Source organism: Butyricicoccus sp. AM78-15b2TA (genome assembly GCF_027665985.1).
Classification (GTDB): domain Bacteria; phylum Bacillota; class Clostridia; order Oscillospirales; family Butyricicoccaceae; genus Agathobaculum; species Agathobaculum butyriciproducens.
The window spans coordinates 1-16985 of the sequence record NZ_JAQEHY010000020.1; the positions used below are offsets into that span (position 1 = coordinate 1).

Below are 16985 nucleotides of genomic sequence, written 5' to 3' on the forward strand. Positions count from 1 at the left end.
TCCGATCCGGTGCAGATCGGCAGCTACCGGGGCTATGCCATGTCTGTGGAATTTTCCGCTTGGAAACAGGAATATACGCTCCTGCTAAAAGGACAGATGACCCACAGGGCAACCCTTGGTACAGACCCTCGCGGAAATCTTACCCGTATCGACAATGCCCTCGCCCAGATGCCCCAGCGTCTGGAGGCGGCAAAGGCCCAGCTGGATAACCTCTATCAGCAGCAGGCTGCCGCAAAGGAGGAAGTTGGAAAGCCATTCCTTTATGAAGAAGAACTGAGAAGCAAAAACGCCCGTCTGGTGGAGCTGGATACCCTGCTCAACATCGACGGAAAGGGGCAGGCACACACCGAGTCTGTTGTTGCCAAAAGCACACGGCCTTCGGTGCTGGATAACCTAAAACGCCCGGTGCAACCCCGCAGTACAGACAAGAAACCAAAACAGCATGAGGAGGTGCGATAACATGAATACTAACGATCTGAATACAGCCCTTTATGAAAAGATGGCTGCCGAACAGGACAAGTTCCGGGACTGGCTGAAAAGCCAGCCCCCGGAAGAAGTCTTAAACCATGCCTATGAGTACACCATCCGCGAGGACATCGTGATGGCAATGGAGGAACTGGAGCTGATCGACACCCAGGCTCAGGCACTTTTGGAATCTCCCTCTCCGCTGGCGGATGTGTACCGCTATTTTGAAAAGCTGGAGACCGGCTATATGGGTGTGATCCGGGACAGTATTGAGAACCGTGCCGACGATGTGTGCAGAGCTAAAGAGGAACTGCGAACAACACCGATCTATCCCCATTCAGCTGCCTATGCGAGAGAACATGGGGAGCTGGAGCAGTACCGAGCTTCCAACAATGTAAATCGCCAATGCAAAGAGTCTATTGAAGCGGCGGTGCGGGAGCACTTCGACGGAATGTATCTCAGCCACGATGCGGCAAAGGGTGTGATCGAGACCTATGGCATGGAGCGTGTGTCCATGGTTCTGTCTAACACGGTCCAGCTTCAGGACTGGGATGGGCGTTACTCCCGACGCAACAAAGAATGGGCCAAGACCATTCCCAACGATAATCCCGAAACCGTCCGTTGTGGTTATGCCTTAAACAGCCACCCTGCTGTGCTGGATGGTTTTATTGATCTGGTGCGTGAAGAACAGCAGCGCAGCCGTACCCAGAGAGAAAAACTGGAACCGTCCCGTCCCTCAGTACGGGATAAGCTCAAACAGGAGCTGCCCGCCCATAAGTCTGCCGCCCCGAAAAAACGGGAGCCGGAGCGATAACCATGGCAAAGCGCAAGCGGGATGTGCCGGTTTTGTTTTGGGTGTCCGCAGAAGAATTGGAACTGATCCATCAAAAGATGCAGCAATACGGGACAGAGAATTTGAGCGCTTATCTGCGGAAAATGGCGCTGGATGGTTATGTGGTCAAGCTGGAACTGCCAGAGCTGAAGGAGCTGGTCTCCCTGATGCGCCGAAGCAGCAACAACTTGAACCAGCTGACCCGCAAAGTGCATGAGACCGGGCGGGTTTATAATGCTGACTTGGAGGATATATCCCAGCGGCAGGAACAACTGTGGGAGGGTGTGAAGGAAATCCTTACCCAACTCTCCAAACTTTCATAACAGGGATAGATACTCCATTTGCGGAGGGAGGAACGGCGTTTCTTCGCCGCACCTTCCTCCGCTTTTTCTTTTTGTCTGTATCCTTGTCTTTTGCCTGTCCGTACCGGATAATATGAGTAGAATAAGAAGCGTAGCAAAGGAGTGAAAACAGATGCTGACCTTTGAAAAGGTGCTGGAGATTTTTGCGGATTACCTAACCGCAGACGAGACCATAGAAGTTTATATCAGCCGCCATGGATGTGTAAGAGTTGAATTTGACCAAGATTTTCACTATTGCTCTGGCGAGGTGTGCCATACTCCCAAGGAACTGTTCGACCTCTTAGCCGATGATTACCGGACTTATCTGGAGATTGAACTGACCAAAGGAAAACGGGAAGTGACGGAAGATGATGAGAGAGAAGCGGATGCCCTATGCAAACAGTATCTGGAGCGTTGGAAGGAGGAACAAAAATGAAGATTTTGAAATGTCTGCTGATGATCGTAACTGCACCGGTCATTTTGGTGTTGACGCTTTTTGTCTGGCTCTGCACGGGGCTGATCTACATATCCGGTCTGGTGCTTGGTCTGCTCAGCACGGTAATTACTCTGCTCGGCGTGGCTGTGCTTATTACCTATTCCCCGCAGAATGGTGCAATTTTGCTGGTTATAGCTTTTTTGATTAGCCCGATGGGATTGCCGCTTGCGGCGATCTGGCTGTTGGGTAAGGTGCAGGATTTGAAATTTGTGATCCGGGATTGGATGTATGGGTAAATGATGTGAATATAATTTGGAATGAAAAGAAGCAGGACAATGGGAGATGAGACCCACTGCCCTGCTTCTCTGTTTATTCGGAACGAACTGTAATATATTTTTGATGTTTACTTTTCGGTTTATCGGGAAGTGTCATTTTGAGTGTTCCATTGTTCAATAGCGGACGCAGATATTTTTGTGTAAAGTTTTTTGTGTTTTTGTATCCACAGTGTTCTGCGATTTCTAATTTTGAATGTGGTTCTATGCAAAATGCAAGGATTTTATCATGGGTTGCATCATGGGTTGCGTCATAGGTCTTATCATGGGTCGTTTCTATGATAGAAGGACCATGATGGTAATTTACATTTTTCAAGATGACTCTGAAATCTGTCGCTGTTGAGGAAAATTCGGGCTTATATGCCTCTGTGTATCCAGGCAGCTTTTCAGTTTCACTGACGATTTTGCGCAGACCACTTCCACGGCGTTCCATGTACTTCATGCGGTGGAACAGGTCAGCGATCACAGGGTTTCGTCGCATCGAACGAATACTGTAAATATCGTATTCCTGAATTGAGCCGCCGCCAAACATACCGCCCGGAGATGTGATTTCCACCCGATCATCAAACATATCAATGTGGACTTCGCTGCCAAGCACAATATAATCACGATGGATGAGAGCGTTGACAAGAGCCTCTGTTACAGCTCGTTCAGCATAATCCGGCTTGTCTACCCGATACTGAGCTTCTTTGACAAAACGGACTTTGGAATTATTGCGAATAAATTCACTGCCGCTTTTCAGTAAATAAATCAAATTCCCCTCGTATTCTTTATCGTCCAGCGCATCATCAAAGATAGAGCCTTTTTCCAAGCCATTCCACCGGGTACAGAACATACGGGAGTTATAAACTGTGTGCTGATCGGTCATGAGCTTTCCGGCATTGGTCAGGAACCCATTTTTGTCAGCCAAACCGAAGGAGACATAATCGGATGGCTCGAAGCGGAGGCCGGTTCGTTCCAGATAGGTTGCCTCCAGGAGTGTGAAGCTGTAATCCTTTTTCACAGCTTCTGTTGTTAAGGTGTCAAAGGACTGATTGGTTCCCTTTAAGATCAGTTCATTCACAATGTAATCCGGTGCAATTACGCTTTCATTTCCAACACGGATGTATGCCTCCATCACGCCGTCTGCCTTGTAATAGTATGGGGTGCTGCGGCCAGGAGAAACCTCCAGAGCCAACAGGTTTTTACCATCTTCCTGCAATGGCTTTAAGATAAACTGCGGTAATGGTGTGATACGTTCTTTGATTAAGCGGCTGATCGCTTCAGCATCCTTTTGAACATCGGACAAGCCGATAGGCTCCCGGTCATCAGAGACTCCGAAAAACAGAGTGCCGCCGATCCCATTGGAAAAGGCACTGACACTTTTTAACCAGCTTTTTGGCTTTTTTGTTTCGAGAGCAACTTTGAAATCACATTCCGTTGCTTCGGCAATGAGCTGTTCTATCATAAAATCCCTCCCTTGAGGTTGTAGAATGTTCTTTTTTATTATACCCAGCGGAGAAAGTTATTGCAACGATAGAAGCAAAGAGTTCAGCGAAAAAATATTTATGAGAGGAGGGCCTTCTATTATGGCAACTACAAGAATCATGCCGCTTCATGTCGGCAAGGGCCGCACAGAAAGTCGGGCGATCAGTGACATCATCGACTATGTGGCCAACCCAAAGAAAACAGATAACGGCAGGCTCATTACCGGCTATGCGTGTGACAGCCGGACTGCGGATGCAGAGTTTCTTCTGGCAAAGCGGCAGTACATTGCCGCTACCGGACGAGTGCGCGGCGCAGATGATGTGATCGCCTATCATGTGCGCCAGTCCTTCCGCCCTGGCGAGATTACCTCGGAAGAAGCGAACCGGCTGGGCGTAGAATTTGCCAAGCGTTTTACCAAAGGCAATCATGCCTTTGTGGTCTGCACTCACATAGACAAGTCGCACATTCATAATCACATTATCTGGTCATCGGTCAGCTTAGAATATGACCGGAAGTTCCGAAACTTTTGGGGCAGCACCAAGGCGGTTCGTCGGCTAAGTGACACCATCTGTATTGAGAACGGACTGTCCATTGTAGAGAATCCAAAACTTCACGGAAAGAGCTATAACAAATGGCTGGGCGATCAGGCAAAGCCCTCTCACCGAGAGCTGCTGCGTGTGGCGATTGACAACGCATTATCACAAAGTCCTACTGACTTTGAGGCGTTGCTGAAGCTGTTGCAAGAGTCCGGCTGTGAGGTATCAAAACGAGGGAAATCATATCGTCTGAAGCTCCCCGGTTGGGAGAAAGCCGCCCGTATGGACAGCCTGGGCGAAGGATATGGATTAGATGATTTACAGGCGGTTCTCTCCGGGAAGAAAGCGCATACCCCACGAAAGAAAATAGTTACACAGGCAGAGCCGCCGAAGGTCAATCTGCTGGTTGACATTCAGGCAAAATTGCAGGCAGGAAAAGGTGCTGGCTATGCTCGTTGGGCCAAGGTTTTCAATCTGAAACAAATGGCACAGACCATGAATTACTTGTCAGAGCATAACCTGCTGGAGTATGCGGTTTTGGAAGAAAAGGCTACGGCTGCCACGGCTCATCACAATGATCTTTCGGCGCAGATCAAAGCGGCTGAAAAGCGCATGGCAGAGATCGCTGTTCTGCGTACTCACATCGTAAATTATGCCAAGACCCGTGAGGTCTATGTGGCATACCGCAAGGCGGGTTACTCTAAGAAATTCCGGGAAGAACATGAGGAAGAAATTCTGCTCCACCAGGCTGCTAAGAATGCCTTTGATGAGATGGGAGTCAAGAAGCTTCCCAAGGTCAAAGAGTTGCAGACGGAGTACGCGAAATTGCTGGAAGAAAAGAAAAAGACCTATGCCGAGTACCGGCGTTCCCGTGAGGAAATGCGGGAGCTTTTAACGGCAAAGGCAAATGTAGATCGAGTGCTGAAAATGGAGGTAGAACAGGATGTTGAAAAAGAAAAAGACCACGGCCAGCGGTAAGCTGGTTCTGGTCAAAAGCGTTCGCAGAACGCGCAGCCACAGAATGAAATTCTGTGTTCAAAGGGGCTTGGGGGCGCTGCCCTCAACAAGCAAGCGGAGAGGAAAATCACGGAGGGATTTTTTTCTCTGCGGGCCTGTGTGTATTAACACAGGCATTGCTTGCCCCTTTCTTTGCAGAAATGAAAGGAGCCAGTGAGGAAACAGTCAAATTTCACTCACCGGCTCAATTCGTTTCAAATTTCTCGGATAATTCTGTTAGTTCTTTCGCAGTCTCCTGTGTATGGTGCAAGAGGGTTTCACGCATTTCTGACGGACAGCTACAATAAAGCATCTTCATCTGATTGGCTCCCTCATCTTCTGGAGAAACATTTGGATTGATCAGAGTGTCCAGAGAGAGCGGAAGCACTTTTGCCAATGCCTTCAAAATCAAATAGGACGGATTTATTTGTCCCTTTTCAATGCTGGCAATCTGCTTGACAGATACATGGCTCAGATCCGCAAGCTCCTGTTGCGTCAGGTCTTTTTTCTTTCGGGCTTCCCGCATTTTTTGCCCCAAAGCGGTCAAATCATCAATCGGCATAATCACTCACCTCAAATATATTCTATCGTGCCGATTTGCACAAAGGAATAACCTTATTATGCCGGTCGATAGGAATGATTATACTGATTTTTGGTAGAACGAGAACCAAAGACTATTTTTAATATTTGTTTTTCAAGTATAATTACAGTATAATAAATGACCCATCTGAATTTAGAGAGGATTTTCAAAATTCGCAATAATTATTAAAACAATCTTTTTTGATTTTGTTATTATGCTTGATGGAAAGGAGGGAACATAAATGGGCAATCAATCAGTTATCAGCATAGAGGCAGTCATTGACTATATCGAAAGTCATCTTGACGGAAAGCTGGAATTAGAAACGGTTGCGGAGGCTGTTCACTATTCAAAATATCACTTACACCGATTATTTACCGAAACCGTAGGAATGACGATTCATGATTATGTGCAACGCCGCCAGCTTACAGAGGCGGCAAAGCTTCTGGTCTTTTCGGATAAACCTATTATCGAAATTGCTTTTATCTGCGGATACGAGAGCCAGCAATCGTTTTCATTAGCTTTTAAGGCCATGTATAAATCGCCGCCTGCGGAGTATCGTGAAGAACGGAGCTTTTATCCTTTGCAGTTGCGGTTCATTTTACATCGAAGAACGACGGCTATGGAATTTACAATACAGGATATTCGGCTAGCAGAAAAGAAAGATATTGTCGATTGGATGAACTTAATGCGGCTTGTTATTGATGGGTATCCTGTAATGGATGAAGATGACTATTTAGCTAAACTGGAAGAAAGTATTGACGAAAAGCGTGCGCTTGTGCTAAGGGAGGGAGATATTCTCATTGGAGCTATGGCATTTACCTATTCTCCAGGCAGTATAGAATTTCTTGGCGTACATCCGCAATATCGAAATCGCGGACTTCAAAAGTTATTCTTGGATGCCTTATTGGAAACATATCTTCCAGGGCAGGAAATCAGCACAACAACCTTTCGAGAACAGGACAAGGCCGATACAGGGCATCGAGATATGCTATTGCAACTTGGTTTTGCCGAAAAAGAATTGCTGACAGAGTTTGGCTATCCCACGCAGCGCTTTGTGCTCCCTCCTAAAAAACAGGAGGATATACAACATGGATGACACGCAACGCACCGGCTGGCAGAAAAGAATACTCCTTTTCTTAACCAGTCAATGTATCACACTCTTTGGCTCTACGCTTGTTCAAATGGCGCTCGTTTGGTATGCAACCATGCAGACATCCAGCGGCGTGTGGGTGGCTGCATTTACAGTCTGTTCCTATCTGCCGCAATTTCTCATTTCATTTATAGGCGGCGTATGGGCAGACCGATACCACAGAAAAAAATTGATTATAGGCGCAGATCTGCTGATTGCATTTGTCACTTTCGTAATGGTATTGGCAATTCCGCATATTTCATCGGAGCCTGCTTTGCTCGACGGTTTGCTTGTTATGTCGGTCATACGATCCTTGGGGGCAGGAATACAAACTCCAGCGGTCAATGCCGTTATCCCACAGCTTGTCCCAGAAGATCAGCTTATGCGGTACAACGGCATCAATGCAACAATGCAGTCTATTGTTAATTTTGCGGCTCCAGCGGCGGCAGGTGCAGTTTTTGCAATCAGCACATTGAGAACGACGCTTATGATAGACATTGTAACGGCGATCTTGGGAACGGGCCTATTGTCCTGCTTGGCACTTCCGAAACAAAATACTTCCATTGAGAAGGCCAGCGTCTTTTCTGACATGAAAATTGGCGTCAAATACGCTTTTGCAGACAAACTAATTGGAAAGCTTTTAATCATCTACGGACTATTCACTTTCTTTTGTGTTCCAGCAGGCTATCTTGCAGGACTTCTTGTTCGGCGGGTATTCGGTGATACTTACTGGTATCTTACCGCAGTAGAAGTAATCGGGTTTGCAGGCATGATGGCAGGCGGCGTTGTTATGAGCACCTGGGGAGGATTTAAGAGCCGGGGGAAAACTCTGTCAGTCGGACTTTTGGCGTTTGGTTCCTTTGCAATCGGAATGGGCCTCTCACAGAATTTTATTCTCTATCTTAGCTTGATGGTATTTTACGGAGTTGCATTGACAATGGTGCAAACGGCAATTACCACTATGTTACAAGAAAAAACGGACACCTCTATGCAGGGGCGTGTATTTGGATTACTTGGAACGATGTATGCTGGCTTTTTACCGATTGGTATGGTTATGTTTGGCCCTTTGGCTGATATTCTTCCCTTGCAGTGGATTATGATTGGATCAGGTATAGCCCTTATTGTAATTGCAGGTATAGCTTATTATAGTCGGGAACTCAAAACAATCTAAAAGAAAAAAGTCGCCCAACGGGAATAAAAAAAACCGTTGTTTCGGCGGCTGGGTATTTATGCGCCAAAACAAAATACAGTGGCCTTACGGCGGTTTTGAAATAACATATTTCAGAGCCGCCGTTTCTTTTTCGACGATGCTCATGCGATCAGGAGGGCGGTATTATAGGAGGATACCGCCATGTCAATTTTCGTCATTCACAATAGCCATGAGTTACACCAACTAAAAAAAGCCTTGCCCCTCCTCCGGGGAGGTATGACTACCTATCGGCATTATCATTCCAACTAAAACAGAAGAATCATAGTCATTTTTGTTGCGCCAGTTTCCCATTGCGGGGAGCTGGCGTTTTTTGCTGTCGATTTTTTGGGAAAGCTCCCGAAGTATGTCGCTGTCGATCCCCTCCTCCTTTCGATTCGCTCATCAATCGCCCGTGAATCGAAATGGAGGTACATAATGAAGAAAGTCAATCTTAGGGACTTATATCCCGATGTTTACAAAAACGATCACTTTGTAGAAGTAACCGAAGATGTGCTGGAGACGATCCGAGCTGCTGAGCGTGCAGAAGCTGCTTATGACCGGAGGATGTATCGTTATAAGGCGTATTACTCCCTGGACTGCGACAACGGCATTGAAAATGCGATCCTGATGAAGCCCCAGACACCGGAAATGCTTTTGGAGGAAAAGCAGCTGCGGGAGCAGCTCTATGCCGCTGTGATGGCTCTGCCGGAGAAACAGGCCAAGCGGATCTATGCCAGGTATTACCTGGGTATGCGCGTGAGTGAAATCGCTGCAGCGGAGGGTGTAGACTCAAGCCGCGTCCGCGACAGTATCCGGCGCGGTCTGAAGCAGCTGGCAAAGTATTTTTAGGATAGAATAACAAAGGGCGCAAGGTCTCAAAGTGCTTCTGGCACAGGACCTTGCTCCCCATCTACGCACTTGTATTTTACGAGCATTGATATTTTTCTGCTTGACAACAAGCACACAAATGATATAATGTACTTGTGCATTAAGTACATTAAAAGTGAAGGTGGTGAATCATGGAAATTATCATCAGTAATAATGCAAACAAACCGATATATGAGCAAATAACATCACAGATAAAATCGATGATTATGAGCGGAGAATTGAAACCGGGAGAAGCAATTCCATCAATGCGTTCGTTAGCAAAGTCGATTCATGTAAGTGTCATTACGGTTCAAAAAGCTTATGAGGACTTACAGAGGGATGGTTTTATAGAAACCGGTGTTGGTCGAGGTAGTTTTGTATCTGCACAAAATAAAGAATTTTATTTAGAAGAACAGCAGAGGCGAGCTGAAGAACATTTGCAAGCTGCCGCTAATATTGGACGTGTAAGCAACATTCCTTTATCTAAACTAACGGAATTGCTCACAATGTTTTATATGGAGGACGAATAAAATGAATTATGCTTTGAAACTTGATAATGTATGCAAGACCTATGAAACGTCAGATTTTCTTTTGGATAATGTGTCTTTTGAAGTACCTATGGGGTCTGTTATGGGGTTCGTTGGGGAGAATGGTGCTGGTAAGACAACAACCATAGGCTGTATTTTGAATACGCTGTTCCGCAATTCTGGTTCCATTCAAATCTTTGAGAAAGAAATGAAAGACGAGGATACCGTATTGAGGAATGATATTGGTGTTGTCTATGATGGGGATAATTTCCCGAAATACCTTACTGCCAAACAAATTTCCGAGATTATGCAAGGAATTTTCTCTCAATGGGATAATAGTTTGTTTCAAAAATATTTAAAAACATTCCGGCTAAACGAGAAACAGAAAATTGGAAAATATTCAAAAGGAATGACAATGAAATTGGCAATCGCAGTCGCATTATCGCATCATCCGAAGTTGCTAATTTTAGATGAAGCTACCAGTGGCCTTGACCCTATTATGAGAGATGAGATGTTAGAGGTTTTTCTGGACTTTGTTGGTGAGGACGATCATTCTATTTTACTTTCTTCTCATATCACAAGTGATTTGGAAAAAATAGCAGATTACATTACTTTCATCCATCAAGGGCGCATTATTCTAACCGAGTCAAAAGATAATCTGATTTATAAATATGCCATATTGCGTTGCAAAGAGAAACAATTTGAAAATTTAGATAAAAGTGACATTCTTGCTTATCGCAGACAAGATTATCAGATTGATGTGCTGGTTAATAATAAGGAAGCCGCCGAACGAAAGTATGCTGGTATTGTTATTGACCATGCAACGATTGATGAAATAATGCTAATACTGGTAAAAGGAGAACAGAAATGAAAGGTCTTTTGAAAAATAATTTCTATGGAGTTATTGAAAACCTGAAAATCGCACTTGCATTTGTAATGCTTGTAGGTGTACTTTTACTTATAACAGGGGAAGCAACATTGCTTTCTGCTTTTTCTCTCATAGCTCCACCGATAATTGCACTTTTGATGGTTTCATGTGTGCGTAAAGAAAGCGCATCTAAATGGGAAAAATATAAACTCACTCTCCCGGTTAGACGAAAAGCCATTATTGAAAGTCAATATATTAGTCATACAATATGGAGTATATCTGGGGTTGTGATTGTGGCTGTTTTTATGACCCTCACAGTTTTTATTCATGGCGACCAATACTTTTATTATGGTTTCCGTGACGCTATCACATTAGTATTAGGCGGCGGAATACTGGCTATTCTAATTGGAGCCTTTTCTTATCCACTTTACTATTTATGGGGAGCAGAGAAAACAGAAGTCATTCTGATTATAAGTGTGATTGGTTCGATAGGCATAGTATTCGCATTGACTATGTTAGTTAATACATTTTCTGATGGAAATGTTTCAGATACTTTGTACTATATCAGCTTATTGGTTGTCACGGCAATCACTATAATTACTTTTATATTCTCTTGTGTTTTGACAAAACAAATTTTTCAACACTGCGAATATTAAATTGAAATCGGGCCAACCTGACCCGAACTTTCAAAACTGAATACCAGCCGCCACCGGCGGCACCACCGAGCAGGAAATCTTGAAACAGGTTCCCTGCTCTTTTTTTGCCTGGACGCCGGGAGAAAGGAGGACACGACTTGCCATGCCCGCACTTTGATGTGAAAATCATCCAGCGCAGCAAGCGCCAGTCAGCCGTTGCGTCTGCCGCCTACCAGAGCGGGGAACGGCTGTTTTCTGAATACGACCAGAAGCAGAAATACTATTCCCATAAAAGTGAAATCGTCCACACCGAAATCATGCTGCCGCCCCATGCCCCGCCGGAGTACGCAGACCGGAATACCTTGTGGAACGCCGCCGAAGCCATAGAAAAACAATGGAACTCCCAGCTTGCCCGGAGGTTCGTGCTTGCCATACCGAGGGAACTTCCCCGGTCACAGTACGCCGACCTTATCCGGGACTACTGCCGGGAGTTTTTTGTTTCCAAAGGCATGATTGCTGACTTTGCCATCCATGACAAGGGGGACGGAAATCCCCACGCCCACATCCTTCTTACCATGCGGGCGATGGACGAAACCGGGAAATGGCTCCCTAAGAGCCGGAAGGTCTACGACCTTGACGAGAACGGCGAGCGTATCCGGCTTGCGTCCGGCAGATGGAAAAGCCACAAGGAGGACACCGTGGACTGGAACGACCAGAAGTACGCCGAGATATGGCGGCAGGGCTGGGCTGACACAGCAAACCGCTATCTGGAAGCCATCGGCAGCCCGGAGCGCCTTGACCTTCGCTCCTATGCCCGACAGGGGATTGATAAAATCCCCACCGTCCACATGGGGCCAGCGGTCAGCCAGTTGGAGAAGAAAGGCATACAGACCAACATCGGCAACCTGAACCGGGACATCAAAGCCGCCAATTCCCTCATGCAGTCTATCCGGCAGATGGTACGCAGCTTAAAGGGCTGGCTGTCCGGCCTGAAAGAGAAAAAAGCGGCGCTGCTGGAAGCACTGGAACAGGCAAAGGAGCCGACCATCCCCGAACTGCTTTCCCGGTATCTGGATATGCGGAGTGAGGAACGCACCGGCTGGACTTCCAAGGGGAAGCTGAAAGGCACTGTTGGCGATTTCAACAAGGTCATGGAAGCCCTTGATTTCCTGCGGCAGAAAGAGATTTCCACCGTGGAGAGCCTTGACGCCTATCTGGATGAAGCCAGCGCACAGGCCGTTTCCATCCGTGAGGAAATCAGGCCGATGGAGAAACGTGTGAAAGAGATTGACCGGCTGCTTTTCCATATCGGGAACTTTGAAGCAAACAAGCCGGTTCATGCGAAATATGCTGCTATCCGCTGGAAGAAACCCAAGGAGAAATTTGCCGCCGACCATAAGGAGGAACTGGACGCCTACAACGCTGCCCTGCGGTATTTCAAGGTTCACCTTGATGGGGCGAAGTACAGCACGAAGAAGCTGGCCGGGGAACAGGCACAGCTTTCAGAGAATATCGCTTCCAAGACGGAAGCACTGACTGCCGTACAGGAGGATGTGAAGATTTTGCGGGATGTGCGCCACTGGCTCAATCAGGTTTTGCCATCCGAGCAGTACCGCCAGACCGCAGAGCCGGGAAAGAAACCATCCATCCAGCAGGCAGTCAAAGGCCGGGAGCAGCGTATCCGGGAGGAACAGGCAGAGAAACGCCAGACGCCCCGCCGCCAGCAAAAACAGGATATGGAACTTTAACCAATCAGGCGCTTGCTATTTTCCCCGTGAGAATGGCAGGCGCTTTTCTTATTTTCAGGAGGATTTGCCTATTGAACGTATTTGAAGCCGTGAAGCAGTCTGTTACCACCCGGCAGGCTGCTCTTAAGTTCCTCCTCTGTTAGTCCTGCTATATCCATTGCTTCAGCACCGTTATAATACTCAACATCTCCGTACCAGTAGTTATCGTTAACATTCTCGATGGATTTTAACCACATAAACTTATCGTCAACGAATTTATAACCAGCACCAGAGCCGGTATCTATTTCCCATGTTCCTTGTATCAGTGCATTATCATCGTTATTACCTTTGCTGTCAGTAGTACCGGCGCAAGCGGTAAGCCCAAATAGTGTAAAACAGATCATCAGAATAGCTGCTGCAATTCTGAAAAACCCACTTTTGCGGTATTTAATCATATTCATATCATAGTTCATAGGTAACCTCCAAGTTATATCCTCTTTATTTTCGTAAGCCTTTCTCCATTGAAATTGAAGAAAACCTTTTATTCCCGTTCCCGTCTACTCCGTTTTTTCTTTCGGGGATCTGGCGGTGGAGAGAAGGTCTGAATATAGTCCTGCCGGATCGCTGTCACATCCAGAGAAAGAAAAGCAGCGACACGGTCCTGTTCGGAAGTTTGCTCTGGGAAAAAGGATGCAAATTTCTGTGCCAGCTGTTCTTCTTTTTCATACAGTTTAAGTGTGCCTTCGTATCCAATCAATTCTTTCAGCACAGCAGTAAACTCCGTGTACCGGTCCCCTCGAATATCCAGATCGACCTTTGCTTTGGCAGTCATGCCGTTCAGGTAAAGTACCTTCAGGGAAGTATGGTTCCTGAACCGATTCATTGTGAACCATAAAGCCAGCTTTTTTGAGAGTAGCTTACCGCCAATCAGCATCCAGTTCTGGCTTTGGTATATTTCCAGATACTTTTTCATGCCCTCATCTTCAAACTCTATTGGTTCAAAATGTTCTCCATCCAGCAGCTGTTCCAGCTGATTTTTGCTGAGAATCTGATTCAGTACCGGTATGTTCCGGTAAGGCGTGCAGATATAGCGTCTCATTTTCTGAAACAGCGCTACAACCAGAACTGCTGTGCCAAGTAAAAACAGAAAAAGCTCTCCATCCATTTCGATTTTCCCGGTTGCCGTTACCCAGATGCCACGCAGAACCAGTACAACGCCAAAGCCCCACAACCCGAAAACCAGCAACTTTTTCAGTGGATGAAAATGAATCCACTCAATGATCCGCACTTGTTGCTTGCCGCTCATCGGTTCATTTCGTAAAAGTCGGCGGGTGATCCACTGATTCAACAGTTGTGGAGTCCATGCAACGCCAAATAGAAAAACTGCAATACCGGCATAAAGGGCAATCCCGATCCAACCAATATCCAGATAAGACTCCAAAAGCAGTAAAAGGATAATGGGCAGAATCATGGTGAGAAAAAGTGGTAAAAATGATTTTTTGCGTCCCTTCTGGAGATTTAGGTCATTGAAAGCAGAAGTAATGCACAGGGCAAAAATCATCACAGCCGATATTCCGCCGGACACCCAGTTTTTAAGGTCGCCAAAACGCATCACATGTTCGACTCTGTGCATATTCGGAAATTTCCCGGTAATACCTGCATAGAGGCAAAATCCCAAATAAGCCAAAGCCAAAAGTGCCCCTACCAGCTTCAAAATTGTTTTTCCTGAAAGTTTTCGTTTCTCCATCTTCGTCGTTTTCCTATAAAATCACGGTTCCTGTATCAATTTATCCTTCTGTATCCCAAACAAAGCTATCTACCATGTCCCTGGCGGCCTGTTCAGTGGTTTCTGATCCGCTGAAATTTGTAAGCTGGATCAGGCAGAACCCGTAATCCTTTACAATATAGTATTGCGTGGTGACAATATCGCCCTCGTCGATAGTAAAGATATAAAGCAGATCCCCCTGCTCGGTATAGGTTCCATCCCCGTTCAGTTGTGCTTCAATACCATCCAGCTGCATCAAAATCTGTTGGACGATCGCATCCCGAAACTGCTCATGCTCATCCAGACTATATTTGTTCTTTCCTACATGGATGGAGATGTTGTCCGGCTTTTCATCATTTTCGTGGCCTTCCTCTATATAGAAAATCTGCGAATTAGTAGAATGCTTTTCAGATTTCTCCCATCCATCCGGGACGATATAACTTCCGGGAATCGCATAATCTTCAGATGATATTTCGGTTTCGGAAGAAGAAGGTTCCTGCTGATCCGCCACAGATTCATCAGAGGGAGATTGTGGCGATGAAGTCCCATTTTTACCGCATCCAGCAAGGAGCAGCACCATAGCTAATAACACAATTAAGATTTTTTTCATGCTCTGATTCCTCTCGCTTTATAATACGGGTTATCCGAGTTTGGAAACAATCTGGCAGAACATCTCAACATTTTCTTTCTGCCCCTGAATATCAGAGCCAATCGCATTGTTCATCAAAGAAATTTTCATTTTCTCTTTTCCAAAATGCAGCATTACGACTTTTCTTCCGGGCAGCAACCCACCCTTGACCTCTGCCTTTGTTATGCTGTTTAGGGGCAGAGAAAGCCGGTTTTCAATTTTGGAGACATTGACGGAATTTACAATGACCATATTCAGGTGTTTCTCGGTAATTCCCATATAGCAGTAAGCATTGCTCAGTGCGCCCAATGCAGCGGCAGCACCCCCGTCAGTGTAGAAAGTCCCCCAATTAGTGCATAGGTATCAGCCCCGGCCATGATGACTGCCCATAACTTGCACTGATAGGCTTCGCTTTCGTTCAAAATGGCTTCCAGCATTTCATTTTTATCTTTTTCATTCATTGTAAGCATAATTGTTCCTCCTAATTATTGTTTTAAGTTGAGAACGCCGGATGCAATCCTTTGACAGATGCACCCGGCGTTCAAAAACATTAGTCTGCTTTCAAATTTTTGTCCAGGATCACCAGTTCGCCGTTGCGTTCAATGATACCAGGCTGAACCACGACGATTTTCAGACCTTCCTGCAATTCCAGATACTGTGAAGCATAACCCCAAACCTTGACCTGATCGCCTTCCTCAAGCTCAATGGCAGTGCTTACAGTACCATCTTCATTCAAAAGCTGGTTAGAAATACAGTAGAGCTGGCCGGTTGTATCCTCTGCGATATAGAGAGACACATCCGTAGCGAGTGGCGTTCCGGCAATAGATTTATATTCACCGACTTCTTCGCCCCAAATAGTACCTTCACTGTAAAATCCAACGACCATATTTTCTTCATATCCCTCGATGATCGCATTGAAATCCTGAGCATACGGCTCCATCTCGGCTTTTGTAGTATCCTTGTAAGCGGCAATCTTTTCATTAGATGCCTGTTCTTTTACCTCTTGCGGCTGATAATCCTTGTATTCAAAAACATTGTCCGAAGCGAGCGTGATTGCTGTGTAGTCATCATCCAGAATGACTTTATAAACAGCAATTTCATCATCATCAACAGTACGATTGATGTCGATATTTCCTGCGGAATTCAGTTCATATCCGTCTACACCTTCCAGCGCCTTTTGTAAAGCTGCGTTGGACATCGCACAGTTGATCCCATTGAGCGTTACAAAGAAATCAGGATTTTGTTGATCCTTATCGGCAGAGTATTCCAGTTCTACCACCGTTCCGCCCTCAGCAGGCTTGCATGGCTCTGTCCCGGCATTTACGATTGCCACATCCATTTCCTGATCGTCTTTGGAAAGTTCCCCATAAATACGCTCGCCGGGTTGCAGAGAAACCTCTGCCGCATCATATTCTTCCGTTTCCAAACTCCATCCGGCTTGTATCAGCTGGGAAGTTTCCAAAGGAAGCGTATAGTAAGTACCATCCAGTACGAACTCAGGTGTCCCGTCATTTTTCAGCTGAGACAGAATGGCCTCATCCGTACAGCCTTTATCGCTGCCCGCAGCTGCCGGAGCTGATGTCTGAGGTTTTGAGCCGCATCCGGCCAGCATACTGCATACCAGCACACATCCTGTCAGTAAAGCAATCCATTGTTTTTTCATAA

The 16985-nt window shown here is 46.0% G+C and carries 20 protein-coding genes and 1 pseudogene; 13 read left to right on the forward strand and 8 right to left on the reverse strand.

Annotated features, from left to right (window positions below; translation table 11 throughout):
- The 5 genes and pseudogenes from PGS25_RS13725 to PGS25_RS13745 all read left to right on the forward strand — a co-directional run.
- Positions 1-459 (forward strand): annotated as a pseudogene (locus PGS25_RS13725) (helicase); the annotation flags it as partial.
- Between the two features lies 1 nt (position 460).
- Entirely contained in the window at positions 461-1279 is an 819-nt protein-coding gene (locus PGS25_RS13730; RefSeq protein ID WP_118043082.1) for a DUF3849 domain-containing protein, read from the forward strand.
- On the forward strand, positions 1276-1620 hold the full coding sequence (locus PGS25_RS13735) for a plasmid mobilization protein (RefSeq protein ID WP_425518628.1): 345 nt from the start codon (positions 1276-1278) through the stop codon (positions 1618-1620). The genes PGS25_RS13730 and PGS25_RS13735 overlap by 4 nt, the downstream gene beginning before the upstream one ends.
- Positions 1621-1771: 151 nt before the next feature.
- Entirely contained in the window at positions 1772-2074 is a 303-nt protein-coding gene (locus PGS25_RS13740; RefSeq protein ID WP_015529855.1) for a hypothetical protein, read from the forward strand.
- The gene (locus tag PGS25_RS13745) at positions 2071-2370 is read left to right on the forward strand and encodes a CD1845 family protein (RefSeq protein ID WP_270419109.1); all 300 of its coding nucleotides are present in this window, start codon (positions 2071-2073) and stop codon (positions 2368-2370) included. The genes PGS25_RS13740 and PGS25_RS13745 overlap by 4 nt, the downstream gene beginning before the upstream one ends.
- A gap of 73 nt (positions 2371-2443) precedes the next feature.
- Here the strand turns inward: PGS25_RS13745 and PGS25_RS13750 are convergent, their stop codons facing one another.
- Positions 2444-3853, reverse strand: coding sequence for an ATP-binding protein (locus PGS25_RS13750; RefSeq protein WP_097772890.1), 1410 nt, complete (start codon positions 3851-3853; stop codon positions 2444-2446).
- 121 nt (positions 3854-3974) lie between these two features.
- Between PGS25_RS13750 and PGS25_RS13755 the strand changes: the two genes are divergently transcribed.
- Positions 3975-5387: a relaxase/mobilization nuclease domain-containing protein gene (locus PGS25_RS13755; RefSeq protein WP_270419111.1), complete on the forward strand. Its 1413-nt coding sequence runs from the start codon at positions 3975-3977 to the stop codon at positions 5385-5387.
- A 223-nt stretch (positions 5388-5610) separates the two neighbouring features.
- On the opposite strand, the gene PGS25_RS13760 is transcribed toward PGS25_RS13755, so the two are convergent.
- Positions 5611-5967 (reverse strand): helix-turn-helix domain-containing protein, encoded by a 357-nt coding sequence (locus PGS25_RS13760; protein WP_002570974.1) that lies wholly within the window; start codon positions 5965-5967, stop codon positions 5611-5613.
- A 259-nt stretch (positions 5968-6226) separates the two neighbouring features.
- On the opposite strand from PGS25_RS13760, the gene PGS25_RS13765 reads away from it, so the two are divergent.
- The 7 genes from PGS25_RS13765 to mobQ all read left to right on the forward strand — a co-directional run bounded on the left by PGS25_RS13765 (position 6227) and on the right by mobQ (position 12948).
- Complete coding sequence (locus tag PGS25_RS13765; protein WP_117552926.1) at positions 6227-7081, forward strand: GNAT family N-acetyltransferase; 855 nt, start codon at positions 6227-6229, stop codon at positions 7079-7081.
- Positions 7074-8285: an MFS transporter gene (locus PGS25_RS13770; protein WP_117552925.1), complete on the forward strand. Its 1212-nt coding sequence runs from the start codon at positions 7074-7076 to the stop codon at positions 8283-8285. Before PGS25_RS13765 ends, PGS25_RS13770 begins: the two co-directional genes overlap by 8 nt.
- Positions 8286-8738: 453 nt before the next feature.
- Entirely contained in the window at positions 8739-9152 is a 414-nt protein-coding gene (locus PGS25_RS13775) for a sigma factor-like helix-turn-helix DNA-binding protein (RefSeq protein WP_270419112.1), read from the forward strand.
- 170 nt (positions 9153-9322) lie between these two features.
- On the forward strand, positions 9323-9700 hold the full coding sequence (locus PGS25_RS13780) for a GntR family transcriptional regulator (protein WP_270419113.1): 378 nt from the start codon (positions 9323-9325) through the stop codon (positions 9698-9700).
- A gap of 1 nt (position 9701) precedes the next feature.
- Positions 9702-10568 carry an ABC transporter ATP-binding protein gene (locus PGS25_RS13785; RefSeq protein WP_055052367.1) on the forward strand — a complete coding sequence of 289 codons (867 nt, stop codon included), beginning with the start codon at positions 9702-9704 and terminating at the stop codon, positions 10566-10568.
- A complete protein-coding gene (locus PGS25_RS13790) occupies positions 10565-11221 on the forward strand; it encodes an ABC-2 transporter permease (RefSeq protein ID WP_015540957.1) in 657 nt (218 codons plus the stop codon). The genes PGS25_RS13785 and PGS25_RS13790 overlap by 4 nt, the downstream gene beginning before the upstream one ends.
- 137 nt (positions 11222-11358) lie before the next feature.
- Positions 11359-12948, forward strand: a complete 1590-nt coding sequence (gene mobQ / locus PGS25_RS13795; protein WP_055052368.1) for a MobQ family relaxase — start codon at positions 11359-11361, stop codon at positions 12946-12948.
- A gap of 68 nt (positions 12949-13016) precedes the next feature.
- Here the strand turns inward: mobQ and PGS25_RS13800 are convergent, their stop codons facing one another.
- The 6 genes from PGS25_RS13800 to PGS25_RS13825 all read right to left on the reverse strand — a co-directional run bounded on the left by PGS25_RS13800 (position 13017) and on the right by PGS25_RS13825 (position 16983).
- Positions 13017-13400 carry a hypothetical protein gene (locus PGS25_RS13800; RefSeq protein WP_270419114.1) on the reverse strand — a complete coding sequence of 128 codons (384 nt, stop codon included), beginning with the start codon at positions 13398-13400 and terminating at the stop codon, positions 13017-13019.
- Positions 13401-13468: 68 nt separating this feature from the next.
- Positions 13469-14674, reverse strand: a complete 1206-nt coding sequence (locus tag PGS25_RS13805) for a hypothetical protein (RefSeq protein WP_257349064.1) — start codon at positions 14672-14674, stop codon at positions 13469-13471.
- 40 nt (positions 14675-14714) lie between these two features.
- Positions 14715-15302, reverse strand: coding sequence for a hypothetical protein (locus PGS25_RS13810; protein WP_195384493.1), 588 nt, complete (start codon positions 15300-15302; stop codon positions 14715-14717).
- Between the two features lie 30 nt (positions 15303-15332).
- On the reverse strand, positions 15333-15629 hold the full coding sequence (locus PGS25_RS13815) for a hypothetical protein (protein WP_270419116.1): 297 nt from the start codon (positions 15627-15629) through the stop codon (positions 15333-15335).
- A complete protein-coding gene (locus PGS25_RS13820) occupies positions 15617-15790 on the reverse strand; it encodes a hypothetical protein (RefSeq protein ID WP_270419118.1) in 174 nt (57 codons plus the stop codon). The genes PGS25_RS13815 and PGS25_RS13820 overlap by 13 nt, the downstream gene beginning before the upstream one ends.
- A gap of 80 nt (positions 15791-15870) precedes the next feature.
- Positions 15871-16983: a hypothetical protein gene (locus tag PGS25_RS13825; RefSeq protein WP_270419119.1), complete on the reverse strand. Its 1113-nt coding sequence runs from the start codon at positions 16981-16983 to the stop codon at positions 15871-15873.
- Positions 16984-16985: the final 2 nt, after the last annotated feature.